Annotated in this window: 20 protein-coding genes; 7 read left to right on the top strand and 13 right to left on the bottom strand. The window is 64.8% G+C overall.

Annotation, left to right across the window (positions count from 1 at the left end; translation table 11 throughout):
* Window positions 1–1,038, bottom strand: a complete 1,038-nt coding sequence (locus tag CNX70_RS10945; protein WP_096234715.1) for a hypothetical protein — start codon at window positions 1,036–1,038, stop codon at window positions 1–3.
* Between the two features lie 141 nt (window positions 1,039–1,179).
* On the opposite strand from CNX70_RS10945, the gene CNX70_RS10940 reads away from it, so the two are divergent.
* Window positions 1,180–1,920, top strand: coding sequence for an alpha/beta fold hydrolase (locus CNX70_RS10940; RefSeq protein WP_096234714.1), 741 nt, complete (start codon window positions 1,180–1,182; stop codon window positions 1,918–1,920).
* On the opposite strand, the gene CNX70_RS10935 is transcribed toward CNX70_RS10940, so the two are convergent.
* From CNX70_RS10935 to CNX70_RS10925, 3 genes are all read right to left on the bottom strand, one after another.
* Entirely contained in the window at window positions 1,897–2,262 is a 366-nt protein-coding gene (locus tag CNX70_RS10935; protein ID WP_157750980.1) for a hypothetical protein, read from the bottom strand. The genes CNX70_RS10940 and CNX70_RS10935 overlap by 24 nt on opposite strands.
* 108 nt (window positions 2,263–2,370) lie before the next feature.
* A complete protein-coding gene (gene htpG, locus CNX70_RS10930; RefSeq protein WP_096234712.1) occupies window positions 2,371–4,290 on the bottom strand; it encodes a molecular chaperone HtpG in 1,920 nt (639 codons plus the stop codon).
* Between the two features lie 101 nt (window positions 4,291–4,391).
* Window positions 4,392–5,825, bottom strand: coding sequence for an aminotransferase-like domain-containing protein (locus CNX70_RS10925; RefSeq protein ID WP_244199111.1), 1,434 nt, complete (start codon window positions 5,823–5,825; stop codon window positions 4,392–4,394).
* Between the two features lie 127 nt (window positions 5,826–5,952).
* On the opposite strand from CNX70_RS10925, the gene CNX70_RS10920 reads away from it, so the two are divergent.
* From CNX70_RS10920 to CNX70_RS10910, 3 genes are all read left to right on the top strand, one after another.
* On the top strand, window positions 5,953–6,870 hold the full coding sequence (locus tag CNX70_RS10920; RefSeq protein WP_096234710.1) for a DMT family transporter: 918 nt from the start codon (window positions 5,953–5,955) through the stop codon (window positions 6,868–6,870).
* Window positions 6,871–7,046: 176 nt separating this feature from the next.
* Window positions 7,047–8,240 (top strand): aminotransferase-like domain-containing protein, encoded by a 1,194-nt coding sequence (locus tag CNX70_RS10915; protein ID WP_096234709.1) that lies wholly within the window; start codon window positions 7,047–7,049, stop codon window positions 8,238–8,240.
* Between the two features lie 279 nt (window positions 8,241–8,519).
* Window positions 8,520–9,878: a diguanylate cyclase domain-containing protein gene (locus CNX70_RS10910; RefSeq protein WP_096234708.1), complete on the top strand. Its 1,359-nt coding sequence runs from the start codon at window positions 8,520–8,522 to the stop codon at window positions 9,876–9,878.
* A 184-nt stretch (window positions 9,879–10,062) separates the two neighbouring features.
* Here CNX70_RS10910 and CNX70_RS10905 read toward each other — a convergent pair whose 3' ends face one another.
* The 5 genes from CNX70_RS10905 to CNX70_RS10885 form a co-directional block, all read right to left on the bottom strand.
* A complete protein-coding gene (locus CNX70_RS10905) occupies window positions 10,063–12,333 on the bottom strand; it encodes a TonB-dependent hemoglobin/transferrin/lactoferrin family receptor (protein ID WP_096234707.1) in 2,271 nt (756 codons plus the stop codon).
* Window positions 12,334–12,578: 245 nt separating this feature from the next.
* Window positions 12,579–14,156 carry an FGGY-family carbohydrate kinase gene (locus CNX70_RS10900; protein WP_096234706.1) on the bottom strand — a complete coding sequence of 526 codons (1,578 nt, stop codon included), beginning with the start codon at window positions 14,154–14,156 and terminating at the stop codon, window positions 12,579–12,581.
* Window positions 14,157–14,159: 3 nt separating this feature from the next.
* Entirely contained in the window at window positions 14,160–14,387 is a 228-nt protein-coding gene (locus tag CNX70_RS10895) for a hypothetical protein (protein WP_071078277.1), read from the bottom strand.
* 117 nt (window positions 14,388–14,504) lie between these two features.
* On the bottom strand, window positions 14,505–16,073 hold the full coding sequence (locus CNX70_RS10890) for a glycerol-3-phosphate dehydrogenase/oxidase (protein WP_096234705.1): 1,569 nt from the start codon (window positions 16,071–16,073) through the stop codon (window positions 14,505–14,507).
* On the bottom strand, window positions 16,070–17,680 hold the full coding sequence (locus CNX70_RS10885) for an FAD-binding oxidoreductase (protein WP_096238392.1): 1,611 nt from the start codon (window positions 17,678–17,680) through the stop codon (window positions 16,070–16,072). The genes CNX70_RS10890 and CNX70_RS10885 overlap by 4 nt, the downstream gene beginning before the upstream one ends.
* Before the next feature lie 127 nt (window positions 17,681–17,807).
* Between CNX70_RS10885 and CNX70_RS10880 the strand changes: the two genes are divergently transcribed.
* The 3 genes from CNX70_RS10880 to CNX70_RS10870 all read left to right on the top strand — a co-directional run bounded on the left by CNX70_RS10880 (window position 17,808) and on the right by CNX70_RS10870 (window position 20,656).
* On the top strand, window positions 17,808–18,890 hold the full coding sequence (locus CNX70_RS10880; protein WP_096234704.1) for an AraC family transcriptional regulator: 1,083 nt from the start codon (window positions 17,808–17,810) through the stop codon (window positions 18,888–18,890).
* A 71-nt stretch (window positions 18,891–18,961) separates the two neighbouring features.
* Window positions 18,962–19,744: a 3-hydroxybutyrate dehydrogenase gene (locus CNX70_RS10875; RefSeq protein WP_096234703.1), complete on the top strand. Its 783-nt coding sequence runs from the start codon at window positions 18,962–18,964 to the stop codon at window positions 19,742–19,744.
* Window positions 19,745–19,807: 63 nt separating this feature from the next.
* The gene (locus CNX70_RS10870) at window positions 19,808–20,656 is read left to right on the top strand and encodes a DUF2071 domain-containing protein (protein ID WP_096234702.1); all 849 of its coding nucleotides are present in this window, start codon (window positions 19,808–19,810) and stop codon (window positions 20,654–20,656) included.
* Here the strand turns inward: CNX70_RS10870 and CNX70_RS10865 are convergent.
* The 4 genes from CNX70_RS10865 to CNX70_RS10850 form a co-directional block, all read right to left on the bottom strand.
* Window positions 20,628–22,271, bottom strand: a complete 1,644-nt coding sequence (locus CNX70_RS10865) for a methyl-accepting chemotaxis protein (protein ID WP_096234701.1) — start codon at window positions 22,269–22,271, stop codon at window positions 20,628–20,630. The two genes, CNX70_RS10870 and CNX70_RS10865, sit on opposite strands and share 29 nt — an antisense overlap.
* Window positions 22,272–22,416: 145 nt before the next feature.
* Window positions 22,417–23,667: an HD-GYP domain-containing protein gene (locus CNX70_RS10860; protein ID WP_096234700.1), complete on the bottom strand. Its 1,251-nt coding sequence runs from the start codon at window positions 23,665–23,667 to the stop codon at window positions 22,417–22,419.
* Window positions 23,668–24,048: 381 nt separating this feature from the next.
* A complete protein-coding gene (locus CNX70_RS10855) occupies window positions 24,049–24,645 on the bottom strand; it encodes a hypothetical protein (RefSeq protein ID WP_096234699.1) in 597 nt (198 codons plus the stop codon).
* A 73-nt stretch (window positions 24,646–24,718) separates the two neighbouring features.
* Entirely contained in the window at window positions 24,719–25,072 is a 354-nt protein-coding gene (locus CNX70_RS10850; protein WP_096234698.1) for a winged helix-turn-helix transcriptional regulator, read from the bottom strand.
* Window positions 25,073–25,087 lie beyond the last annotated feature (15 nt).

Raw genomic sequence — 25,087 nt, 5'->3', positions numbered from 1 at the left:
TCAGCGGCCGGCCGCCAGCTTGCGCTGCCATAGCGCCACGTCGATCATCACGCCATCGACGCCCGTGTTGCGGATGTAGACGCGGTAGCTGCCCTGCCCCATGTCGCCATCGAGGTAGGCCGTGCGCTCATTGCGCTGCAGCCTGGCGCCCTTGGCCACCTGGCGGTAGCGCTCGACCACCGCATCGAAACTGGCATAGCTGCGCAACGCCACTTCCAGGTCGCGCGGCGGGCGGCCTTCGGCATGGTCCAGCACATTGTTCTGTTTCTTGCCCTTCAGCGTGAGCGGATAGGCAAACACACCGGCGCCGGCCGACGTCAGCACCGTGGATTTATCGAGCAGCAGCGGCAACAGCGCCGACGGATAGGCGGGCGGCAGCTGGGCGCGGTTCCAGCCCGGCAGGGCCGGCTGCGCCAGCACATACTCCACGCTGGAGATCTTCTGCCCATCGGCGCCCGCTTCCTTGTCGCCCGCGATCAGCGCCAGCATGGGCGGCAATTGCCTGGCCCAGGCCAGCAAGGGCGCCGCTTCGCCGACCAGCATGCCCTTGCGGTGGAATACCGTCAGCACCGCATTCGGATCGGGATTGCAGACTTTCGCCAGTGGCTGGCCCTCCAGGTGGCAATGCCCGTTGACCAGGCCAAAGGCGATGATGACGCCGCGCTTGTCGAGCAGCATGGCGCCCCGTTCACGGCCCTGCTTGCGGTCATTCATCGACGCCAGCAACTGCCGGCCATCGGCCAGCGCGGTGCGCGTGGCATCGCGCTTTTCGCTGATCGCTTCGAGCGCCTGCGCCAGCAGCAATTCATCGTCTTCCGTGTAGCTGCCGCGCGCGTAACCGAAGAAATCGAACAGCGCGGCGCGCACTCGCGGGTCTTCGCTCAGGCGCGGCAAAGGGCCGCCGGCCAGCAGGGAGGACAGGCTTTTCCCGGTCGGCGCCGAGGGTGCCGCCTTGGCGCCGGCCGGCTGGGAAAGAACGCAGGCCACTGCCAGCAAGACGCCGCCCAGGGTGCGGTAATTCGAAAAAATGATATGCATGATTCTGTCTGTCGGGGATTTGGCCGCTACCGTGGCTACCGGCCACGCATGGCGCGCCGGCGATTCTAGCATGGCGCCAGCCCCCATGCCCTGCGGCTGGCGGACGGCGTGTGCGCCGAGGCCGCTGTTATGATGGCCGCAATGACGATCTCTTCCCCCGCCCCAACACTGCTTGTACTCCTGCCCGGCATGGATGGCACGGCCCTGCTATTCCAGCGTTTTGACGCCGCCTTGCGCGCACAGACCACCATCACCACCCAGGCCATCGCCTATCCGGCCGCACCACTCGACTATGCGGCACTGGAAGCGTTCGTGCGCGAGCGCTTGCCGCAGGACCGCCCTTTCGTCGTACTGGCCGAATCGTTTTCGGGCCCGCTGGGGGCCGCCCTGCGCGCCGATCCGCCACCCGGCATGCGCGCCCTGATCCTGTGCTGTTCATTCGTGCGCAATCCGCGCCCGCTGCTGGCACCGCTGCGCCACCTGCTGGCATTCGTCCCCTTTGGCGCCTTGCCCGGCTTCGTCCTGCGCCAGGCATTGCTGACGCCCTACACCACGCCGCCACTGCAGGCGGAACTGGCAGCGGCGCTGGCGCAGGTGCCGCCCAGCGTGCTGCGCCTGCGCCTGCGCGCCGTGCTGGATATACCGGAAAAAGACGCCTCGCGCAGCTTCGCGCGCGGCAGCCTGCCCGTGCTGTATCTCCGTGCCCGCCACGACCGCCTGGTACCGCCGGCAAACGCCTTGCAGATACTGCACCTGGAACCAGGCACGCAGCTGGTCGATATCGACGCGCCGCACATGCTGCTGCAGGTGGCGCCGGCAGCGGCCGCCCATGCGGTCGCCGCCTTTCTCACGGGCCTGTCAGCCGCGCAGGAATTGGATTAAGCGCGCACTGGCCAGCACGGCCAGCCAGCTCAAACCGCCCGACAGCACGCTGAAGTAGATGGCCCGCAGCGGATGCTGGGGCAGCAGGTAGATGAGTACCGCCGCGCCCAGCAAGCCACACAGCGCAGGCTTCCACCAGCCGGGCGGCAGCAGCGCCAGCAGCAAATTCGTGCCCGCATACACGCAAAACACCAGCAGCAGGGCCAGGCCGCCGGCCACGCCGCGCGAGCCGAGGCTGCCGAACAGCTGCGTGTACAGGAAAAAACCCAGCCAGCTCAACACAATAAACAGCAGGCAGCCCAGCGCATGCACGCCCAGGCCCGCCATCGAGCGGATTTTCATGATGCCCCTTAAAAAAAACCGGCCCTTTCACGAGGAAAGGGCCGGCCTTGATGCATTAGCCGCAGTGTCGGATTACGCTTACGCTAATCCGACCTACACGCATCTGAATTACTTCGCTGTATTGAGCAGCAATTCGTTCAGGCGTTTCACAAAACTGGCCGGGTCGGCCAGCGAGCCGCCTTCGGCCAGCATGGCCTGGTCGAACAGGATGTTGGCCCAGTCGCCGAATTTGCCACCTTGCGCATCTTCATATTTCAGGCGCGTCACCAGCGGGTGGTTCGGATTGATTTCCAGAATCGGCTTCGATTCCGGCGCGCTCTGGCCAGCCGCTTTGAGCATGCGCAGCAGGTTGCCCGACAATTCATTTTCATCGGCCACCAGGCAGGCTGGCGAATCGGTCAGGCGGAACGTCACGCGCACGTCCTTGGCCTTATCAAGCAGCACGGCCTTCATCTTGCCCACCAGGTCGGCGTACGAAGTTTCCGTTTCTTCGTGCTCTTTCTTTTCCGCCTCGTCTTCCAGCGCGCCCAGATCCAGGCCACCCTTGGCGACGGAAACCAGTTCCTTGCCTTCGAAGTCCTGGATAAACGACAGCATCCATTCGTCGACGCGGTCCGTCAGCAGCAGCACTTCGACGCCCTTCTTGCGGAAGATTTCCAGGTGCGGGCTGTTCTTGGCGGCAGCGTAATTGTCGGCAGTGACGTAATAGATCTTGTCCTGGCCTTCCTTCATGCGCGCCACATAGTCGGCGAACGAGGTGATTTGCGCGTCGCTGTCGTTGGCCGTCGAGGCAAAGCGCAGCAGCTTGGCCAGGCGTTCCTTGTTGGCCGCATCTTCGCCGATGCCTTCTTTCAGCACCTGGCCGAATTCCTTCCAGAAGACCGCGTACTTGTCCTTCTTGTCCTGCTCGTCCGCGTTCGCCAGCTCTTCCAGCATGCCCAGCACGCGCTTGGTCGAGCCTTCGCGGATCACCTTGACGTCGCGCGATTCCTGCAGGATTTCACGCGACACGTTCAGCGGCAGGTCGGCCGAGTCGATCACCCCGCGCACGAAGCGCAGATAGGTCGGCATCAGCTGCTCGGCATCGTCCATGATGAAGACGCGCTTGACGTACAGCTTGATGCCGCCGCGCTTGTTGCGGTCCCACATGTCGAACGGCGCCTTGGCCGGGATGTACAGCAGCTGCGTGTATTCGCTGCGCCCTTCCACGCGGTTATGCGTGTGCGTGAGTGGCGACTGGAAGTCGTGCGACACGTGCTTGTAGAACTCGTCGTACTGTTCCGGCGTGATGTCGGCCTTGTTGCGGGCCCACAGGGCGCTGGCCTGGTTGACGGTCTCGAATTCGTCTGTCAGGACGGTTTCTTTTTTCTCTTCGTCCCACTCTTCCTTCTGCATCACGATCGGCAGCGAGATATGGTCCGAGTACTTGCGGATGATGGACTTGATCTTCCAGCTCGACAGCAATTCGTCCTCGCCTTCGCGCAGGTGCAGGATGATGTCCGTGCCGCGCGACGGCTTGTCGATGGTTTCGATGCTGTAATCGCCTTCGCCGGCCGATTCCCAGCGCACGCCCTCGGACGCGTCCGCGCCGGCGCGGCGCGTTTCGACGGTGATCTTGTCGGCGACGATGAAGCCCGAATAGAAGCCCACGCCGAACTGGCCGATCAGAGCCGCGTCCTGCTGCTGGTCGCCCGACAGCTTGCCGAAGAATTCCTTGGTGCCCGACTTGGCGATGGTGCCCAGGTGCGAGATCGCCTCGTCGCGGGTCATGCCGATGCCGTTGTCGGAAATGGTGATGGTGCGCGCATCCTTGTCGAAGCTGACCTTGATCTTCAATTCGTGATCGTTGCCGTACAGGGCGTCGTTATCGATCGCTTCGAAGCGCAATTTGTCGGCCGCGTCGGACGCGTTCGAGATCAGTTCGCGCAGGAAGATTTCCTTGTTCGAGTACAGGGAATGGATCATCAGGTGCAGCATTTGCTTCACTTCGGTCTGAAAACCCAGGGTTTGCTTTTCGGAGACAGCCATTTTTACCTCATAGTCTTGTGGATGGGACGGATGCTACGGAGTTGGGGATTATATAAGCGATTTCAAGGCCCCAGTTTCACGCGGTGCCTTCACGCGGCTCCTTATACCAGTGCGCGGCCCAAAAAATCCCAGATGCGCTGGTCCTGCACCGTGGCCAGGTTCAGGCGCATGCGAGTCGACGGCAACTGGCGCGGCGAAAACAGGCTGCCCGGCGCCAGTACCAGCCCCTCGGCCAGCGCCTTTTCGGCCAGCAGATTCGTGTCACGGCCCGCATCGGCCCACACGAACATGCCGACCGGCGCAGGATCGAAGCGCAAACCGGCCTGCTCGACCTTGCGGTAGGTGCCCTCGCGCACCTTGTCGAGCCGCGCGCGCAGGCGCTCCGCATGCTTGCGATACAGGCCCTGCGAGAGGATCTTATACACCACGCGCTCGCCGATGTCGCTGGTGGTCAGGGTGGCCAGCATCTTGCGGTCGGCCAGGCACTGCGCCCGCTCGCTGGACGTGGCGATGAAGCCCACGCGCAGGTTCGCCGCCAGGCTCTTGGAAAAGCCGCCCAGGTAAATCACGCGGCGCAGCTGGTCCAGCGCGGCCAGGCGCGTGGCCGGCTGCACCTCGCCGCCGGGATGCATGTCGCAATAGATATCGTCTTCGACGACGAGGAAATCGTGCTGTTCGGCCAGGCGCAGCACCTGAAACGCCTTGGCCGCCGACAGCGAGGTCGAGCTGGGGTTGTGCAGCACCGAGTTGATCACGTACAGCTTGGGACGGTGCAAGGCCGCCAGCTCGGCCAGCACGGCGATATCGGGGCCGTCTTTCAAGCGCGGGATGCCGATGACGTGCATGCCCATGGCGGCAAAGGCGCCAAACATCAGCCAATAGGCGGGATCGTCGACAAAAATGGTCTCGCCGGGCCGGACAAACTCGCGCGCCACCAGGTCCAGCGCCTGCATCACGCCCACCGTGGTGACGATCTGCTCGGGAGGACAGGCGATTTCCAGCCCCGCCAGTTTCAGCTGCAACTGCTGGCGCAGCGGCAGGAAACCCTGCGGCGCGCCATAGCCCAGCAGCAAACTGCCGGGCTGGCGGCTGACGTCGCGCAGGGCGCGCGCCACCAGGTCGCCATCGAGCCACTCGGCGGGCAGCATGCCGGAGCCGGGCGCGGGGATGACTGGCGTCTGGCGGAACATGTTACGGATCAGCCAAACCACGTCCATAGTCTGCGCCGCCGCGTCCTGCGCGCCAGCGGGCGGCGCCGGTGCGTTCAACAGCGAGCGCTCGCGCACGAAAAAGCCGGCGCCGCGCCGCGATTCGAGGTAGCCGCGCGCCACCAGCTTGTCGTAGCTGGCCACCACCGTGGCGCACGACACGCTCAGGCTGGCGGCGCACTGGCGGATCGAGGGCATGCGCGCGCCGCCGCGCAGCAGCTTGTCGTCGATGCGCGCCGCCAGCGAGCGCACGATCTGGTCGATCAGCGTTTCGCCCGAGGCGCGCGACAGCAAAGGCGGGGATGGAGAAGCGAGTGTATTGCTCATATGACCATGACAGTATGTGAAATTATGCGTGGAAGTGTATTTGTACTGTACTGCTGTTCACGCCTAGGATAGCAGTATGGATCACACAAATCCATGCCTTCCCCTTATCGCACGCACCAGGAAACCCATGTCTTCACTCACGAACACCGCCGCCTCTACCACCCATCCGCCCCGCTTCAGCGATGACCGCAAGGGGTTGCTGCTGGGCCTGATCGCCGTCGCCCTCTTCAGCTTGACCCTGCCCTTCACGCGCATGGCCGTGGCCGAACTCGACCCCACCTTTGTCGCCCTGGGCCGCGCCCTAGTGGCCGCCTGCCTGGCAGGCCTGTGGCTGTGGCAGCAGCGGGCGCCAATGCCGCGGCGCGAACAATGGCTGCCGCTGGCGCTCGTCTCGCTGGGCTGCGTGCTGGGTTTCCCCTGGCTGACGTCGATCGCCATGCGCAGCCTGCCCGCCTCGCACGGCGCCGTGCTGGTGGGTATTTTGCCGCTGGCCACGGCCGTATTTGCCGTATTGCGCGGCAAGGAGCGCCCCTCCCCGGCCTTCTGGCTGATGGCCCTGCTCGGCACGGCGCTGGTGGTGGCGTTCGCGCTGCGCCAGGGCGGCGGCAGCTTCCACCTGGCCGACTGGCTGATCTTTGCCGCCGTGCTGCTGGCGGCACTCGGCTATGCCGAAGGCGGACGCCTGGCGCAAGCCATGCCGGGCCAGCATGTGATTTCCTGGGCGCTGCTGCTGGCCGTGCCTTTTGTCTTGCCCGTGGTGCTGTGGAACGCCTGGCCGCAGCGCGCGCTGATGGCACAGGCCAGCGGCGCGGCGTGGCTGGGCTTTGCGTACATCTCCGTGTTTTCCATGTTTATCGGCTTCTTTTTCTGGTACCGGGGCATGGCGCTGGGCGGCGTGGCGCGCGTGGGACAGACGCAGCTGCTGCAGCCTTTCCTCACACTGCTGGGCGCGGCCGTGCTGCTGCACGAGCCACTGACGGGCGAAAGCCTGCTGTTTGCCGGCGCCGTGATTGCCGTGGTGGCCATCGGACGCAAGCTGAAGTAAGGCTCCCTGACGCCCATTTGCAACGTCCTTGCGCGTGCGGATGGGCAGAGCGGCGTGCAAGCCGTACAATACCGCAGCACCATGGCGACGCCTATCCGGCGCCGCTTGCGCATGCACCGCCACAAGCGGGCCAACAAATCCAGCCGGCGCAGCTCGGCATCTTCTGTGAGACTCGTATGAAAATTGAAAATCCGAATCCGATCCAATGGCGCTTTGCCGAACGCGCGGAACAGCTGCAAAGCTCGTTCATCCGCGAAATCCTGAAGATCACGCAGCGTCCCGAGATCATCTCGTTTGCCGGCGGCCTGCCCTCGCCCGCCACCTTCCCCGTGGAAGAAATGAAAATCGCCTTCGACAAGGTCCTGTCGAACAATGGCAAGGTGGCCCTGCAATATGGCCCCACCGATGGCTACCTGCCGCTGCGCCAGTGGATCGCCGACTCGCTCTCGATCAATGGCAGCACCATCCTGCCCGAGCAAGTGCTGATGACGTCCGGCTCGCAGCAGGCGCTGGACTTGCTGGGCAAGGTTCTGATCGACGAAGGCAGCCGCGTACTGGTGGAAACCCCCAGCTACCTGGGCGCGCTGCAGGCGTTTTCCGTCTACCGTCCCGAATTCGTTTCCGTCGACACCGATGACGAAGGCCTGGTGCCGTCGTCGATCGACCCCGTCGCCGATGGCGCGCGCCTGTTGTACGCGCTGCCGAACTTCCAGAACCCGACGGGCCGCAGCCTGTCCGTGGCGCGCCGCGTGGAACTGGTGGAAACCTGCGCCCGCCACGGCCTGCCGCTGATCGAGGATGATCCGTACGGCGCCCTGAGCTACAGCGGCGAGCCGTATCCGAAGATGATCAACATGAATCCGGACGGCGTGATCTACATGGGTTCGTTCTCGAAAGTGCTCACGCCCGGCATCCGCCTCGGCTACGTGGTGGCCCCGCCGCCGCTGGTGCGCCGCCTGGAACTGGCCAAGCAGGCGGCCGACCTGCACACGTCCCAGCTGACGCAGATGGTAGTGCATGAAGTCATCAAGGATGGCTTCCTGGAGCGGCATATCCCCAGCATCCGCAGCCTGTACGGCAACCAGTGCCAGGCCATGCTGTCGGCGCTGGAAGAGCACTTCCCGGCCGGCGTCACCTGGACGAAGCCGGAAGGCGGCATGTTCATCTGGGTCACCTTGCCGAAGCACATCGACGCCATGAAACTGCTTGATGAAGCCATCGCCAATAAAGTGGCCTTCGTGCCGGGCGCGCCGTTCTATGCGAACACGCCGGAAACGCACACGCTGCGCCTGTCGTTCGTCACGGTGCCGCCGGAACGCATCCGCGAGGGCATCGCCATTTTGGGCAAACTGATCGCTGCAAAAATGTAATGGCACTCTCCACGCCCCGCCTGCCGCGGGGCGTGTCACTGCTGCCCCAGCGCCGACGGCGCACGCTAAAAGCCACCTTCACGACAGCAACTGCATGTATTTATTCTTAAAAATGCTATAAGAATAATATTTCACCACCTCCCACAGCATCGATTTTTCCACCCAAAAAATTGGCAAAGCGGTATGATTTGACCGCTGTATCCGCTTTGAACCCGGTCAGCATCACGGAAACTGCAGCAAACGCTGGCAGCGCAGAGTACATCGAGAAGGCCGGAAGCAATGAGTCCAGGCAGTGTGGAGCATTCCCAGCGGCGCGATGCCGCCATTTTGATTGTCGACGATGCGCCAGCCAACCTTGAGCTGCTGCGCAAGCTGATGAGCGAACAGGGTTATCAAACCTATGTCGCCACGTCCGGTGAGCGGGCGCTGGCGATCGCCCAGCGCGCCCATCCCGACCTGATCCTGCTCGACGTGCTGATGCCGGACATGGATGGCATCGAAACCTGCCGCCGCCTCAAGCAGCATCCGCTGACGCAGGGCATTCCCGTCATTTTCATGAGCGCCAGGACGGAGACGGAAGACGTGGTGGCCGGTTTCGACTGCGGCGCCGTCGACTACATCAGCAAACCGCTGCGCATGGCCGAAGTGTGCGCACGCGTGCGCGCCCAGCTGCACATCCGCAGCAACAATGAGAACCAGCAGGAACAGGCCGAGCGCCTGCGCACCATCGTCAACAACATGGCCGAAGGCTTGCTGATCATCGAGGCGGACGGGCGCATCCAGTACACCAACCCGGCCTGCGACCAGTACCTGGGCTACCGCGAAAACGAACTGGCCGGACGCTCGATCGCTGAACTGCTCAGCCCCCTGGTGACGCAGGAATACCTCGATTACTTCAGCATGTACGCAGCCAATCCGGAGACGGCGCACAACCACGGCACGCGCGAAGTGGTAGTGCGCCACCGCGCTGGCCACGCGCTGAGCATGGACCTGACCCTGACGCCCATGTATCTGCGCCAGCCCCTGTATATCGGCCTGCTGCACGACATCACGCACCACAAGCGCTCGGAAGACGCGCTGCAGCGCGCCGCCTACCTCGACCCGCTGACAAAAATCGCCAACCGCCGGCATTTCGACAGCTTCCTGGAAAAAGAGTGGCAGCGCGCCGTGCGCGGCGGCGGCGCCCTGTCGCTGGTGGTGCTCGACGTCGACCACTTCAAGCTGTACAACGACAGCCTGGGCCATCCGGCCGGCGACAGTTGCCTGCAGCAGGTGGCGCAAGCGATCGCCTCGCATGCCGCCCGCCCGGGCGACCTGGCAGCCCGCTACGGCGGCGAGGAATTCGTCATGCTGTGCTCCGACACGGATGCCGACGGCGCCCTGCATCTGGCCGAAGCCATCCGCATGCACATCGAAGCACTGCAACTGCCGCACCCGCGCTCCGCCACCTCGCCGTGGATCACCGTCAGCATCGGCGTGGCGACCATCATCCCGCACCAGCTGGACGACCGCGAAGCGCTGTTCGTCGCCGCCGACCGCGCCCTGTATGTGGCCAAGGAAGGGGGCCGCAACCAGGTGCGCGTCACGCAGTCGGGCAGCACGGCCTGGAAAACGGTCAAGGCATTAGTGTTACGTTAAGGATACGGCGAACCGGGAGTAGGCCCAAGTCACAAAAAAAGGCACCCCGGGCCAAGCGGGCCTGAAAAATGTCGAGGGCAAGGCGCAGCGACGCAGACAGTACGCAAGTACGGCAAGGAAGCTGCAACGCCGCCATCGGCATTTTCTCAGGCCCGCGTCTCCGGCCCGCTGTTCCTAAAACTAATCAAAACTTATGCGACACGCTCAGCTTCGCATTGCGTCCCACGCCGGTAACGGCTTCGCTCAAGTAGGGCATGTAGTTGCGGTTGAAGACATTATCGACAGTCAGCCGCACTTCCGTGCCGCGCCACACGCCCTGTTTGCCATTCCACGATGCGAACAAGGTATGCAGCGCATAGCCTTTCGACGGCGGCAGGCGGTACACGCTGCCCACCGGCAGCACGCGCTCCTGCTTCGCCACGAAGCGACCCTGCCAGCCGATGCTGGCCGCCAGGTCGGGCAAGCGCCAGCCCAGGCCCGCCATCAGCTTGTCCGGCGCAATCGTCGATACGGGTTCATCCTGGCCCCACGGGTCGCGCTGGGTACCGGTGCGCGTGCCGCGCTGCTTCGACACCGAAGCGCTGGCAAACAGGCGCGGCGCGTTGTAGTAGGATTCGACCTCCACGCCCTGCGTGCGGAAACCGGCCAGGTTGCGGTAGGACGACAAGGCTGGCGGCACCTTGCCCGATCCTGGCACATAGCCTTCGATCAGGATGCCCAGGCGCGGGCCGATATTGTCGCTGACGCGGTTCTGGTACGCGGTCAGGCGCAGCTGCGCGTCGTCGCGCTGCATGAACACGTTCTGGCGGTGCAGCATGACGCCCGCGCGTACGGCCGTCACGCGCTCGACGGCCAGGTTGCGGCTGGTGCCCGGCGTCGATGAACCGAGGCGCGGCGACACATAATATTCATTCGAATACATCTCGTCGATGGTCGGCGCGCGCCAGGTCCGGCTCAAGTCGCCGAACAAGGCCAGCGTGCTGGACGCCTTCCAGAACAGGCCCAGGCGGGGCGACCAGTCTGCATGTACTTTCTCGCTGAAATCGTGGCCGGCGGCCGGCAGCGGGCTGTTGTAGCGCGATGCCTTGTTCGGCACGCCCTCGGAGACGACTCTGTCGTGACGCAGTGCCGCCGTCAGCGTCAGGTCGCCATACGTCATCGCATCCTGCAGATACAGGCCCGTGGTTTCCTGGCGCCCGGCCGGCATGTAGTAAGGCTGGAAGTAGCCGTAGTTGTAACTGGGATCCTTCAGCGCCGTCGACGACGGGTAGTACATCAGGGTATCGCGCACGTTCTTGTGCCACTGCAGGCCCGTTAGCAGCACGTGCGACACGGCACCCGTCGTCAACACGCTTTCATTGCGCACCTCAAAAATGCGGTCCACATACGAGGCCCAGCTCTCGTTGCCCAGGGATCCCAGGTAGGAACCCAGCGAAGCCGATGGCAGGCGCTTGTCATGCTGGTCCGTGTGCGAATAGCCGGCGCTGGCCGTCAGCTTGATCCACGGATTGTCTTGCGGCGCATACTGCCACTTCACGGAATAGGTGTCGTCGTCCTGGTCGCGGTACACGGCCTTGCGCTGCCACGCCTCTTCCAGCCCGTACTTCTTGATCTCCGCCTCGGTCGGCGTGGGCACGTCCTCGCCCATGGCGGCGAACGGCCCCCAGCCCGTGCTGCCGCTCTTCATCGCCGTCAGGGTCAAGAGCTGCTCCGGCGTCAGCCGGATATTCAGCTTGGCCAGGCTCGATGGCGCGTCGATGGCGGAAAAGCGAAATGGCTTGCCATCGGGTTTGCGCAAATCGTCGGACTTGCGCTGCGTGGTAAAGGCCATCGCATCGAAGCGGCCATCTGCGCTGCGGCCATACACGGCCACGGTGGCGTCGTTTTCGCCATTGTTCGAATGGCGCGAATACTTCAGCATGGCGCCCACTTTCTCGCCGCCTTCCAGCAAGTCTTGCGCATCCTTGGTCTCGACCGTGATGACGCCGCCGAAACCGCCATTGCCATACAAGCTCGTATGCGCGCCCTTGTTCACCTCGATCTGCTTGATCAGTTCCGGCTCGATGAAGATGGAGCCCTGGCGGTATTTTTCAAAGCCCTTGGGCACGCCATCGAGGATGACTTTCACATCCTGCACTTTATTGAATCCCCAGATATTGAGGCTCTGGCCGCTGGGACGGGCCGTGCCGGCCAGGTCCACGCCTGGCAGGGTGTCGAGCAAGGACGCGACATTGTCGGCCTGCTGGCGCTCGATGTCGGCGCTGTTGATGTACGAGCGCCCGGCCGTGCCGGCGCTGATGGCGTCGCCAAACACGCTGATGGCGGGCATCTGCACGGCGTCAGCCTTGTCGGCCTTCTCGGCCTTGCTGGCCATCGCAGGGCCGTGCGCGCCGCCCAATGCCAGCGCCAGCGCGGCGGCCAGCGGGGTCCATCCTTGTTTGCTGCTGCTCTTCATCGCTATCCTTGCCTGGGTTTGCTACTTCATGCTTGTGGAATGAAAAAACACTGGGGCAGAGGATAGGCGGTGCACGATCAAGCGGCGGCGTTGACGGAAGCGTTGCGGCGGAACTCTACCCGCGCGGACGCGCCGCCGGCGCATGGCCGGCGGCGCAGTGCAGTCACCGGGATAAGTTGCCTTGGTGAAATGCGGAACACATCATATATCGGATGCGAATGATTCGCAATACGATTTAATGAGTTTTATTCCGGATAGCCTGTGATGTCGGCGATCTCGCGGTACAAGGGCTGCAGCCGCGCATACATTTTCTGGTACACGCGCCGGTACAGCTGCTCGTAGATTTTGCGGTGCTCGGGATGCGGCTGGAATACCTTGCCCTTGCGCGTCATGGCTTGCACGGCGGCGGGAAAATCCGCATGCCAGCCCAGGCCCACGCTAGCGGCGATGGCCGCGCCCAGGCCCGAACTCTCATACACGTGGGCGCGCGCGGCGGGCAAGCCGAAGATGTCGGCCGTCAGCTGCATCGCCGCGTCGCTTTGCGAGCCGCCGCCCGCGATGCGCAGCTCCGTAATCGCCATGCCGCTGCGCCGCTCGATGCGCTCCTTGCCTTCGCGCAGTGCATACGCGAGGCCTTCGAGGATGGCGCGGTAGATGTGCGCGCGCGTGTGCACGTCGCCAAAGCCGATCATGGCGCCCTTCGCTTCCGGGCCTGGCACCTTGATGCCGGGACTCCAGTACGGCTGCAGCATCAAGCCCATGGAGCCGGGCGGCACGGCCTCGACCAAACGGTCGAACAGCGCTTCGGCAGACAGGCCCGTGCCATCTTCGGCCGCCGCCGCCCGTTCGCGGTCGCCGAACTGCTCCTTGAACCAGTTGACCATCCAGTAGCCGCGAAAAATCTGCACTTCCGTGCTGTAGGCGCCCGGCATGGCGGCCGGATACGGCGGAATGAAGCGCGTCACTTCCACGTACTTGCGGTTGGTCGTGTTGATGGTGGCCGTGGTGCCGTAGCTGAGGCACGCCACGTGCGGTTCGACGCAGCCGGCCCCCAGCACCTCACACGCCTTGTCGGCGGCGGCCGCCAGCAAGGGCGTGCCCTCAAGAATGCCCGTCGCTGCCGCCGCCGCGGCCGTGATGGCGCCCATGCGCGTGCCCGGCGTCACCAGCTCCGGCAACATGGAACGCTCGATCGCCAGCGCCTGCCACTTCCAGTCGAAGCGCCCGGCCCAGGCGTGGCGCTTGTAGTCGAACGGGATGTAGGCCACTTGCGAGCCCGTCGAATCAACGTAGCGTCCGCAGAGGCGGTGATTCAAAAAGCCCGACAGCAGCAGGAATTTATGCGTGCGGCGCCAGATATCGGGCTGGTGCGCGCTGATCCAGTTGATTTCGGCCTCGCGGCGGAAGTAGGCGATCGTGCCATCGAGGCGCATGGCGCGAAAAAGCGCGCGCCACCACGGCGCCAGTTGCGGAATGTCGCGCGTGCTGCGCTGATCCAGCCAGGTGATGGCGGGGCGCAGGGGGGCGCCATGTTCATCCACATTGACCACCGTGCCGCGCTGCGTGGTCACGGCCACGCCGGCCACCGAGGACTTGGCTATGTCCGTGCTGCGCCACAGCTGCTGGCACGCTTCGCACACGGCTTGCCAGTAACCGTCGGCGTCATGCTCGGCCCAGCCGGGGTGCTCGGAGTAATACGCCTCCAGGAACACTTGCGCCTTGGCCGCCAGGTTGCCATCCCGGTCGAACAGCAGCGCGCGCACGCTTTGCGTGCCATTGTCGATGGAGAGGATATACGGGCCATTGCCCGCTACGCAGGCCATGGCTTATGCCACGCTGGCCAGCGCGGCGCGCAGCGCGGCCAGCAGCGCCTGCGGATCTTTTTCCGGCTGCGCGCTGAAGACGGGCGCTTCCCAGTCCTGCCCGCGCACGGCCACCACGCGCAAGCGTCCCTGTTCATTCCAGGCCGGATACCAGCCCACGTCGACGATGTCGCCGTTCGCGCACGTGATTTGCAGCAGGTCTTCGCCAAGGTCGTCGACGAGAACCTCCACGCTCTGGCGCAGGTCCAGCGGCGACAGGCTGTCATAGGTGATGCGGGCGTCGCCCAGCGCCAGGGGCTGGCCAAACAGGGTGGTGTCGATGCTGTTCTCCTTATTTTTTATGGTTTTTCAATCGCCCTGCGGCACGCTGTAATGGCTGCGCCACAGGGCCAGGTAGCGCACCTGTTCCGCATCCCAGCGCGCATCGTCCCAGCCCAGTTCATGCTGGCAGATGGCGCGCAGGCGCGGCATGATAGCAAGCGCGCCGCCGGCCAGCTGCAAACCGAGGCGCGTGCGCCGCAGCAGCAGGTCGTCCAGGTGCCGCACGTCCTCGTTGCGCGCGCCCCAGCGCAGCTGTGCCCACAGGGTCTGCGTGCCGGGAACCGGCGCCAGTTCGCCCTCGCGCGCCGCATCGCACAGGGCCTGCGCGGCCGCGCCATGACGGCCCAGCAGGCGCGCGCGCTGTTCGCCGTCGAGCAGCAAGGCCTTGCCCGACAGGGGCCGTGTTGCGTCAAAGATCGGCAAGGGGCGCAAATCCGCCTGCCAGCCCGGCAACAGCGGCGCGGCCCGGCGCAGCGCATCGAGGGCGATCACGCGGAACGTCGTCAGCTTGCCGCCCGCCACCGTCAACAAGCCATTTTCCAGCCATAGCGCATGTTCGCGCGCTTCCTTCGACGGGTCAAGCTGGCCGCTGTCGATGACGGGGCGCACGCCGGCAAACGTGGCCAGCACATCGTCTTCGCCCAGCGCCAGCTGCGGGAACTGCCAGCGCAGCGCCGTCATCAGATAGGCAAGTTCGCCGCGCGTGATGGCAGGCTCCAGGTCCAGGCTGGCGCCGTGGTCGACATCGGTAGTGCCCACCAGGGTCACGCCCTCCCACGGATACGCAAACACGGGACGGCCATCCTGCGGATGCATCAGGCTGACGGCTTGCGCAAGCGGCAGGCGCCAGGCCGGCAGCAGCAGATGGCTGCCGCGCAGGGGCCGCAGTTTCGGCGGCGCTCCCACCTGGCCGCGCAAGCCGTCGGCCCAGGCGCCCGTGGCGCTGATCACCAGGTGCGCGCGCACGGCAGGCGCCGTGTCATCCACCGCATCCTTGAGCATGGCGCCCACGACCTTGCCATCTTCACGGATCAGCGATGCCACGCCCAGGTAATTGACGGCCACGCCGCCATGCCGGCGCGCTTCCTGCAGCACGCGCAGCACCAGGCGCGCGTCGTCCGTCTTGGCGTCCTGGTACAGCATGCCGCCGCGCAGCCCTTCGCGCTGGACGTGCGGCGCCAGCATGGCAAAGTCCGCCGCGTCGACATAGCGGCGCGCGCGCCGGCCCGCCATCACGTCATAGATGGCCAGGCCCAGCATGAACTGGCGCCGCCCCGGCTTCTTGCCGACGTAGTCGCCAAAGGCAAAGCCCTGCGGCTCGACCAGACCCGCCGCATCCGCCAGCAAGGCTTGCCGCTCATGCACCGATTCGCGCGTCAGCGCGAACTGGCCCTGCTTGAGGTAGCGCAAGCCGCCGTGCACCAGCTTCGAGGAGCGGCTCGACGTGCCCCAGGCGAAATCGCGCTGCTCCACAAGCAGCGCCTTCAAGCCGCGCCGCGCTGCTTCCAGCAAGATGCCGGCGCCCGTGATGCCGCCGCCGACGATCAAGATATCCCACTCGCGCGCCAGGACGCCAGGCAGATCCGCCCTGTTCACGATGGGTCTCCGACGTCAGGCAGCAGTTTGCCGGGGTTCATCATGCCCTGCGGGTCGACCTGGCGGAACAGTGCGCGCATGGCCGCGATGCCCAGCTCGCCCTTTTCGGCGACCAGCCACGGCGCGTGGTCCGTGCCCACGCCATGCTGGTGGCTGATGGTGCCGCCGTTGGCCACGATGGCGGCGCAGGCCGCGTCCTTCAGGCTGCGCCAGCGCGCCATGTTGTCTTCATACGTGGGAGCCAGCCGGTACACATACGTGGTGTAGACGCTGGCGCCCTGCGCATACACGTGCGACAGATGCGTGTAGGCGTGCACCTGCTCGCCGTGCGCGGCCAGCGCATTCGTGCCCGCCTGCTCCAGCGCCGCCATCATGGGCGTGACGCGGGGCCAGTCGACGGCCGTTTCCACCGTGTCGATGACATAGCCATGTTCCCAGGCGCCGTTACGCAGGTATACGTTGCGAAATCTCCCCTGCTTCCACTTGTCGCCCATGTGGCGTCCCACGTGCACGCCCTTGTGCCGCCGCGCCAGCGCCAGGGCGCCGCGCAGGGCCGCGCGTGCCGGTTTAACGTCTCCGCTGACGCCCAGCATCAGCATGCACTTGCCTTGCGCGCAGCCGCGCAGGGACAGGTAGCGCTCCAATAATCCCACCAGTTTTTTATGCCCGGCCAGGGTCAGCATGGTTTGTGTCTCGAGCGCGTTCGACAGGCGCAGCATGCACAGGGGCAGGCGCGACTGGGCCAGCGTCCGCACGGCCGCCTGTGCCTGGCCCCAATCGGCGAAAAACACGGCGTGGAATGCTTCGTAGGGCGGCAGCGGCGAAATGCGCAGCGTCGCCTGCGTCAGGATGCCCAGCCGTCCCTCGGAACCGAGCACCATTTCGCGCAGGTCGATGCCGGCCGCCGAAGCGGGAAACGTGGGAATCGTCAGGGTGCCGGACGGCGTTTCCACCTCGCCGCCCGCGAACAGCTGCTCGATGCGGCCATAGCGCAGCGATTGCTGGCCCGACGAGCGCGTGGCGATCCAGCCGCCCAGGGTGGAGTATTCGAACGATTGCGGATAGTGGCCCAGAGTATAGCCGTGTGTACGCAGCTGCGCTTCCAGGTCGGGGCCGTAGACGCCCGCGCCAAACGTGGCCAGCTGCGCTTCGCGGTCCAGGTGCCCCAGCGCGCACAGGCGCACGAGGCTCAGCGCCAGCACGGGGCGCGCCCCCGCCGCCACCGTCAGGTGTCCGGCCACGCTGGTGCCGCCACCGTGCGGTATCACGGCCACGCAGGCCTGGCGCGCGTAGTCGAGCAACTGGCGCACCTGCAGCGCGCTGTCGGGAAACGCCACCCCATCGGGAACAACACCGATGCGGCCGTGGCGCAATTTGAACCAGTCGGGCAGGCTTTGACCGAGCGCATGGCGCACGCGCGTGGCAGGCAGGGTATCGATCAGCGGATGCGGCGCCAGGCGCGACGCGGGCACTTGCGCGCAGGCCTCGTCCAATGTGGCATCGAGCATGCCGCTGCCCGGCCCCAGGCGCTCGCCCAGGAATGCCAGCGCCTCCGCGCTCAGCGCGTATGTGACGCTCTCGTCCCCCCAGCCATTCCAGCGTTGCATCGACATCCCCTCTTATTGGTCCAGTTGCGCGCCACGGCGGCTTGCTATACTGTCCTTGCCTTCTCAACAGCATATGCCGCCACAGGCCAAGGGTATTGGTTTTTCATGACAATCGCATTGTTTCATCATGACAAGTACTGACGGCCGTGTCGCCGGTGCCTATCTGCTGCCGCTGCTCGAAGCGGCCGGCGCGCACGGCATCGCGGTAGCCACGCTGGCGCAAGCGGCCGGCGTGCCGGCGCACAGCCTGGCAGCGTCAGCGGCCAGCCTGGCCGCGCGCGACTACGTGCGCCTGCTCGATGCGGCAGCAAAGCTGGCGGGCGACGCGCATTTCGGCCTGCACGTGGGCCAGCGCGTACGCATGGGCACGTACAGCGCGTACGGCTTGATTTTACTCAGTTGCAAGAATGTGGGCCAGGCACTGGAGCAGACGGCCCGCTACGAACGGCTGGCGCATGACCTGGGCCGCTCGACGCTGCAGCGCGACGGCGCCGTCGCGCATTACCGCTGGGCCAGTAATTACCCGGGCGCCAGCCGGCACCTGGTCGACAGCGTCTTTGCCGGTGTCAAAGTGTGCGGCGACTGGCTGGCCGGCATGCCGCTGCCGCCGGCCCGGCTGGCGTTTACCCATGACGGCGGCGGCGACCTGCTGCGCCACGCCACGCACTGCGACGAATACGTGCGCGTGCTGGGCAGCCTGCCCGCCTTTGGCGCCAGCACCAACACGGCCACCTTCGACGCGCAATTGCTGGACTGGCCCGTGCCAAACGCGGACGTCAGCCTGTATCCGGTGCTATGCCAGCACGCAGAACAACTGCTGGCGCAGCGCCAGGCCGCAGCGGGGAGCGGCGCCGGCATCGAGGCGCACGTGCACGCGGCCATCGTGGCAGGCTTGCGCCAGGGTTCGGCGCGGCTGGCCAGCGTTGCCGCCACCCTGGCCGTCACGCCGCGCACCTTGCAGCGCAAGCTGGCCGACGCGGGCACCAGCTTCCAGGCCCTGCTGGACCAGGCCCGCTACGGCCTGGCGCGCGATTATCTGCGCGAGCCGGACCTGTCGCTGGTCGACATCGCCTTTCTGCTCGGTTACCAGGAACAAAGCGCGTTCAACCACGCGTTCCGCGTCTGGGCGGGCACCAATCCCGGCGCCTGGCGCCTGCAGCAATTACAGGAGAAGCAAGCCGGTTTGCAGGCGTGCGCGGGGCATGCCTGACGCGTTTTCTGGCTATACTGGCATAGTCTGACTTCCCACGATCACTCCAACCCGCAATGCAAAGGATTAATATGCAACTCAAAGACAAAGTCGCACTGATTACCGGCGCCGCCAGTGGTATCGGCAAGGAAATGGCCATTGAATACGCGAAACAAGGCGCCAAGGTCGTCATCGCCGACCTGGCCCTGGAAGCGGCCAGCAAGACGGCCGAGGAAATCAAGCAATCGGGCGGCCAGGCGTTTGCCGTCGCCATGGATGTCTCCAGCGAAGAACAAGTCGACAAGGGCGTGGCCGATGCCGCGGCCCACTTCGGCGGCATCGATATCCTGATCAGCAACGCGGGCATCCAGATCATCAGTCCCGTCGTCGACTACCCGTTCGAGCAGTGGAAAAAGATGCTGGCCATCCATCTGGACGGCGCCTTCCTCACCACGCGCGCCTGCATGCGCGAAATGATCAAGGCCGGCCGCGGCGGCGCCATCATCTACATGGGTTCCGTGCACTCGCACGAAGGCTCGCCGTTCAAGAGCGCCTACGTGGCCGCCAAGCATGGTTTGCTGGGCCTGGCCAAGGTGGTGGCCAAGGAAGGCGCGAAGGACGGCATCCGCGCCAACGTCATCTGCCCCGGCTTCGTGCGCACGCCGCTGGTCGACAAGCAAATCCCCGAACAGGCAGCCCAGCTGAACATCAGCGAAGAGGACGTGATCAAGAAAGTGATGCTGAAAGACACGATCGACGGCGAATTCACCACCACGCAAGACGTGGCGCAAACGGCCGTCTTCCTGGCGGCGTTCCCGTCGACGGCCCTGAGCGGCCAGTCGATAGTAGTGAGCCACGGCTGGCACATGCAATAAGACGTAGCGTCTCCGGCAGGCGGCGTCGTCCGCCTGCATCACCGCACTCGAAAGACTTCCCAATTGCAAGACAACACTTATCGTCACCCGCGCGCGGGCTGGCCGGGGCGCCTGTTTGCCGCGCTCGCCAATTGCACGCGTTTCGCCAATGTGCGCCAGGCTGTCATGTCGCGCCTGCCCTTCCTGACCCTGCACAGCGACGTGCGCGACGTCGTCTACGTGAGCTGGCTGGTCGACGCCGCTGCCGCGCAAAAATTAGTGCCCGCAGGTGTGGCCTTGTGGCAGCGCGACGGCAAGACGCCGTTTACCGTGCTGACCTACCGCCACGGGCATTTCGGCCCGGCCCTGCCAGGCCCCTTGCGCCGGCTGCTGCCCTCGCCCCTGCAAAGCAACTGGCGTTTATATCTGGACCACACGCCGCAGGGCGCGCCCGCCGTGCCCTGCGTATATTTTCTGAAAAACATCATGGATAGCTTGCCCCATGCGCTGGGCACGCGGCTGTTCAGCGATATCTTGCCGACGCACCTGGCCGCCAGCATGACGCTGGAAGTCGGCGCCACGCAGGCGCACTGCAGCATTGCATCCGGCACCGGCAGCGCCCCTGCGCTCGATGTGCAGGCGGACATCACAGCGGAGCATGCTCTGGATGCCGACTGGCATACGCTGTTCGGCAACTGGCCCGCTGCCGTCGCCTTCCTTGCTTGCCAGGACGCGGCCATCGCGCACGTGCCGCGCAACGGCAAACTGGTCTTCGGCGAAATCGACTTGCCCGTTGATGTGGATCAAGTGCAAGCGCTGACGGCCTTGCGCGCCGACTGCGGCTTGCTGGCGCAGTTGCCGCCCCTTTCAACACCGTTTGTCTTTCTCGTACCGCAAGTGGACTTCAAGGCGCTGTCAGAGCGCCTGCTGTAGCGCGGCGACGCTCGGGCGCACGCAGGGGCGTGGCCGGGCCGCCGCGCCGCCGTTCCAGCTTGAACAGGGCCATCGCCTGCTCCAGCTGCAAGGCCTGGTCTTGCAGCGACGCCGAGGCGGCCGCCGATTCCTCGACCAGGGCAGCGTTCTGCTGCGTCACCTCATCCATCTGCGTGACGGCCATGTTGACCTGGCCGATGCCGTGGCTTTGCTCGCGGGAAGCTGAGGCAATCTCTTCCATGATGCCGTGCACGCCCTGCACGGCGCCCAGCATTTCGGCGCTGCTGGCGCCCGCCTGCTGCGCCAGCTTCGCGCCCGCCTGCACCTGCGCCAGCGATGCCGTGATCAATTGCTTGATTTCCGTGGCGGCCGCCGCGCTGCGATGGGCCAGGCTGCGCACCTCGCCCGCCACGACGGCAAAACCGCGCCCCTGGTCGCCCGCGCGCGCCGCTTCCACTGCCGCGTTCAGGGCGAGGATATTGGTCTGGAAGGCAATGCCCTCGATGATGCCCGTAATGTCGCCGATCTTCTTTGACGAGGCATTAATGTCCGCCATCATGTTTACCATCTGGCCAACGATTTCGCCGCCGCGCCCCGCCAGGCCATGCACCTTGCCCGCCATGTCGCTCGCTTGCACGGCGTTGCCGCTGTTTTGCTGCACCGTGGCGGCCAGTTGCTCCATGCTCGATGCCGTCTGTTCCAGGGCCGATGCCTGCGCTTCCGTGCGGCCCGACAAATCCATATTGCCGGCGGCGATTTCCTGGCTGGCCATGCTGATGCGCAAGAAATTGCCGCGCACATCGCCAACGATGGAGTGCAAGTTCACGCGCAGCTGGCGCAAGGAACGCAGCAGCTGCCCCATCTCGTCGCGCCGCGTGGTATCGAGCTCGCCCGTCAGGTCGCCGCCCGCCATCACGTCACAGGCCTGGCGTGCCCGCTGCAGCGGTTGCAGCACGGCGCGGTGCAAGCTGTGCCAGAAATACAGGGTCGCGCACAAGGCCAGCACGGACAGGCCCGTCAGCCAGCCGTGGCTTGCATCTGGCAACACGCCCGCATTCCACGCCAGTTGCAGCAGCAATACCAGGCTCAGCAAGCCCAGATTCCAGCCGATGCGCTTGCCCAGCGGCAGATCGCGCAGGCTCGCGAACTTCGCCAGCCAGCCCGTGCGCACGGCCGCGCCCTGGCTGAGGGCGATGCCATCGGCCTGCCCCGCCTTGATGCGCGCGTACAGGGCGGACGCCTGCGCCACCTGCTGGCGCGTGGGCTTGGTGCGCACGGACATGTAGCCGACAGCCACGCCGTCTTCCACCACCGGCGTCACGTTTGCCAGCACCCAGTAGTAATCGCCATCCTTGCAGCGGTTTTTCACCATGCCGCTCCACGAGCGTCCCGAGCGGATGGTGGCCCAGAAATCGGCGAACGCTTCGACCGGCATATCCGGATGCCGGAGGATGTTTTGCGGCGCGCCGATCAATTCTTCCGCACTATAGCCGCTGACGGCGATGAAATACGGGTTCGCATAGGTGATATTGCCTTGCAAGTCGGTAGTCGAGACGATGGTCTCGGTATCGCTCAGATTGATCTCGGTATCGCTGACGGGAAGATTGATTCGCATGGTCACATCCTCAGTGGTAGCCCGTACGCTGACGGGTATGCGGACAAGGAACGGTCGCCAGACAGGAAAACGGACGCGGTACTGGCATCCTTATTTTAATATTTTATTATTAATAAAATATACTTTATTCCTGGCGTGACTAACGCTATGCCACGGCAGCTTCGCCGACCCAGTAACGGTCGACGTCCAGCAAGCCCCACTGGGCAGCGCTTTCCGTGGAAACAATGCGCTCTTGACAACCCGGCGCCGCCAGGTCGATGACGCTGGGCACGATGCAGGTGCCGGCGCGGATGGAAAAAAAGACGCGGACCGTGGGCGAGGTCAGCGTCTTGCCCGCCGCCTGCCCCACCACCACGGCCAGGCGCTCCGATTGCAGCCGCACCAGGGTGCCCAGCGGATAAATGCCCAGGCATTTGACGAAGGCGGCAAACAATGTCGCGTCCAGATGCCCGCCACGCCAGGCAGCCATGCGGCGCAGCGACTCGGCCGGGCACCAGCCCTGCTTGTACGGCCGGTTCGAGGTGATCGCGTCGTACACGTCACAGATGGCGCCCATGCGCGCATACAGGCTGATTTCCTCGCCGCACAAGCCCTTGGGATAACCGCTGCCATCGAGTTTTTCATGGTGGTGCAGGCACACGTCCAGCGCCACCGGATCGATATCGTCCACCTCGAGCAGCATGCGGTGGCCGGCGGCCGGATGGGCACGCACGGAGGAAAATTCCGCTTCGCTCAAGCTGCCAGGCTTGTTCAGGATGGCCGACGGCACGGCCATCTTGCCGATATCGTGCAGCAATCCCGCCAGGCCGGCCGAGCGCACTTGCTCCGGCGCCAGCTCCAGCTCCCTGGCCAGCGCCGTCATCAGCGCACACACGGCTACCGAGTGCATATACGTATAGTTGTCGGCCGTTTTCAGGCGTGCCAGGCCCAGCAGCAGGCCGCCGCCGCGCAACACCGAAGAGGCGATGTCGTCGACCAGCTCGTAGGCCTGCCCCACGGCCAAGGCCTTGCCCATGCGCGCTTCGTCGAACATGGTCTGCACGGCCTGGCGCGTGCGTTCGAGCAGGCGCCGGGCGTGCGCCATTTCCGCCTCGCGCGACAGGGCAGGCGCCACATTCACGACGGGGACGGAGACGGCCGGCACGTCAGCTTCCGTGCCGGCGGCGCCGGCTGCAGGAACGGGCGGCGCGGCAGCGGCAACAGGTTCAGGCGGCGCCAGCCCGCGCGCCGTGTCGATCCACACTTCATTCAGGCGGGCCGCCCGGATACGCTCCAGGTCAGACGGCGATTCGAGTAAAAAGGAACGCTTCCAGAACGGGTTCTCCAGCCAGGAGCGGCCGAGGCGCTCGACATACATTCCCAGCATGAGTTCGCTACTCGTTATTTTTTTCAGCACGACGGTTCTCCACCCATTCAAATCGCGGCATTTACTTGCCCATTATCAATATAATACGCCGAAAATAATGATTAAACCAAATAAATTAGTTTATATGGCAAAATCGCGACAAATACAGCAATAATCACCAATTCTATCATTTCAATTGGTAATAAATGATTAATCAATAAATATATCAATTAATCCATATTATTTTTGTGGAATCGTATGCATCCTGCCGAGGATGGAGGCGCATGTCTGCCGGCAGCCTCATGGCCACCACACGGGCATGCTGTGCAGGAAAGAAAAGGTGTGCGCCAGCGCCAGACGTCGCGAAAAGACGCTGGCGCTATGCAGGGAGAAGTAGCTGACTGATGCGAGAGCGGCGTGGCGGCCGGCGGCCTAGCGCGGCACGTAGCGCCAGTTGCCGCTGTCCAGCATGAAGGTCAGTTCCGTCTTGATGCCATCCGGACGGCTCGGCACGCTCAATTCCGTGTCGCACACGAGGTAGCCCGTCTTGCGCTTGACGTCGCACTCGTTGACGGCCTTGACCTGCATGGTGCTCTGCGCTTCCTGCATCTGCACGTCCTTGGCCGCGTCCGGATTGCGCGCCACTTCTTCCTTGGCCCAGGCGCGTATCATCGCTTGCGCCTCGGCCGGCGACGGTCCCGCGAACCTGGCGTTCTTGCGCTCGACGCCGACCCAGGTATCGCCCTCTTTACGCAGAGGCAACACATTAAACCCATCGCGCATGCCGGCGCTCATGGCCACCAGGCACACCACTTCGCCTGGCACTTCCTGCGAATCCTGGCAGCCGGCCAGGCTGGTCACCTTGACGGAAATGGGAACCGGTATTGACGATTGCATCCTGGCTTGGGTCCTGGCCACGCCCGCCTGCACGGCGGCATGGATTTGTTCGAGTGTCGGCATGCTGGCCGCATGGGCCGGCAAGGCGGCGAACAGGGCGGCGGCGGTCAGGGCGAGAGTAGTCAGGCGCATGGGTATCGAGAGTAGTGAGCTAAGGCCGGCAGTCTAGCACTTTGCATAAAAACAGCTGTTTCTCTAGAGACATTTATCCAGCGTCGGACGCAAGAAAGGCGCCGCCCGCATCCGCCTGCCCGCGCAGGCGCAGGCCAATGGCGCGCAGCATCTCGACCAGCTCGCGCAGACGCAGGCCCTCGTGCGTCAGTTGGTACTCGACCTTGACGGGCACTTCCGCGTAAATCGTGCGCGTCAGCAAGCCCGCCTCTTCCAGCGCGCGCAAATCCAGGGTCAGCATGCGCTGCGAGATATTCGGCACGGCGCGGCGGATTTCGCTGAAACGCTTCGGCCCCGCCATCAGATAGCTGAGCAGCACTATGCGCCAGCGGCCGCCCAGCAGTCGCATGGCTTCTTCCACGGCGCAGCCGGAGACATTGTCTTTCATGGTTCGCTTCCCACC

The organism is Janthinobacterium svalbardense (genome assembly GCF_002327145.1).
Classification (GTDB): Bacteria; Pseudomonadota; Gammaproteobacteria; order Burkholderiales; family Burkholderiaceae_D; genus Janthinobacterium; species Janthinobacterium tructae.
Note: the sequence above shows the minus strand (reverse complement) of the source record. Positions and strands in the feature narration are given on the sequence as shown.

Bases quoted from the DNA above. Each gene is read 5' to 3' on its own strand.
- CNX70_RS10885 (WP_096238392.1), bottom strand. From the start codon at position 17,680: ATGCAACGCTGGAATGGCTGGGGGGACGAGAGCGTCACATACGCGCTG.
- CNX70_RS10900 (WP_096234706.1), bottom strand. From the start codon at position 14,156: ATGGCCTGCGTAGCGGGCAATGGCCCGTATATCCTCTCCATCGACAAT.
- CNX70_RS10945 (WP_096234715.1), bottom strand. From the start codon at position 1,038: ATGCATATCATTTTTTCGAATTACCGCACCCTGGGCGGCGTCTTGCTG.
- CNX70_RS10925 (WP_244199111.1), bottom strand. From the start codon at position 5,825: ATGAGCAATACACTCGCTTCTCCATCCCCGCCTTTGCTGTCGCGCGCC.
- htpG (WP_096234712.1), bottom strand. From the start codon at position 4,290: ATGGCTGTCTCCGAAAAGCAAACCCTGGGTTTTCAGACCGAAGTGAAG.
- CNX70_RS10855 (WP_096234699.1), bottom strand. From the start codon at position 24,645: ATGCGCCTGACTACTCTCGCCCTGACCGCCGCCGCCCTGTTCGCCGCC.
- CNX70_RS10920 (WP_096234710.1), top strand. From the start codon at position 5,953: ATGTCTTCACTCACGAACACCGCCGCCTCTACCACCCATCCGCCCCGC.
- CNX70_RS10910 (WP_096234708.1), top strand. From the start codon at position 8,520: ATGAGTCCAGGCAGTGTGGAGCATTCCCAGCGGCGCGATGCCGCCATT.
- CNX70_RS10935 (WP_157750980.1), bottom strand. From the start codon at position 2,262: ATGAAAATCCGCTCGATGGCGGGCCTGGGCGTGCATGCGCTGGGCTGC.
- CNX70_RS10865 (WP_096234701.1), bottom strand. From the start codon at position 22,271: ATGCGAATCAATCTTCCCGTCAGCGATACCGAGATCAATCTGAGCGAT.
- CNX70_RS10940 (WP_096234714.1), top strand. From the start codon at position 1,180: ATGACGATCTCTTCCCCCGCCCCAACACTGCTTGTACTCCTGCCCGGC.
- CNX70_RS10915 (WP_096234709.1), top strand. From the start codon at position 7,047: ATGAAAATTGAAAATCCGAATCCGATCCAATGGCGCTTTGCCGAACGC.
- CNX70_RS10905 (WP_096234707.1), bottom strand. From the start codon at position 12,333: ATGAAGAGCAGCAGCAAACAAGGATGGACCCCGCTGGCCGCCGCGCTG.
- CNX70_RS10850 (WP_096234698.1), bottom strand. From the start codon at position 25,072: ATGAAAGACAATGTCTCCGGCTGCGCCGTGGAAGAAGCCATGCGACTG.
- CNX70_RS10880 (WP_096234704.1), top strand. From the start codon at position 17,808: ATGACAAGTACTGACGGCCGTGTCGCCGGTGCCTATCTGCTGCCGCTG.
- CNX70_RS10875 (WP_096234703.1), top strand. From the start codon at position 18,962: ATGCAACTCAAAGACAAAGTCGCACTGATTACCGGCGCCGCCAGTGGT.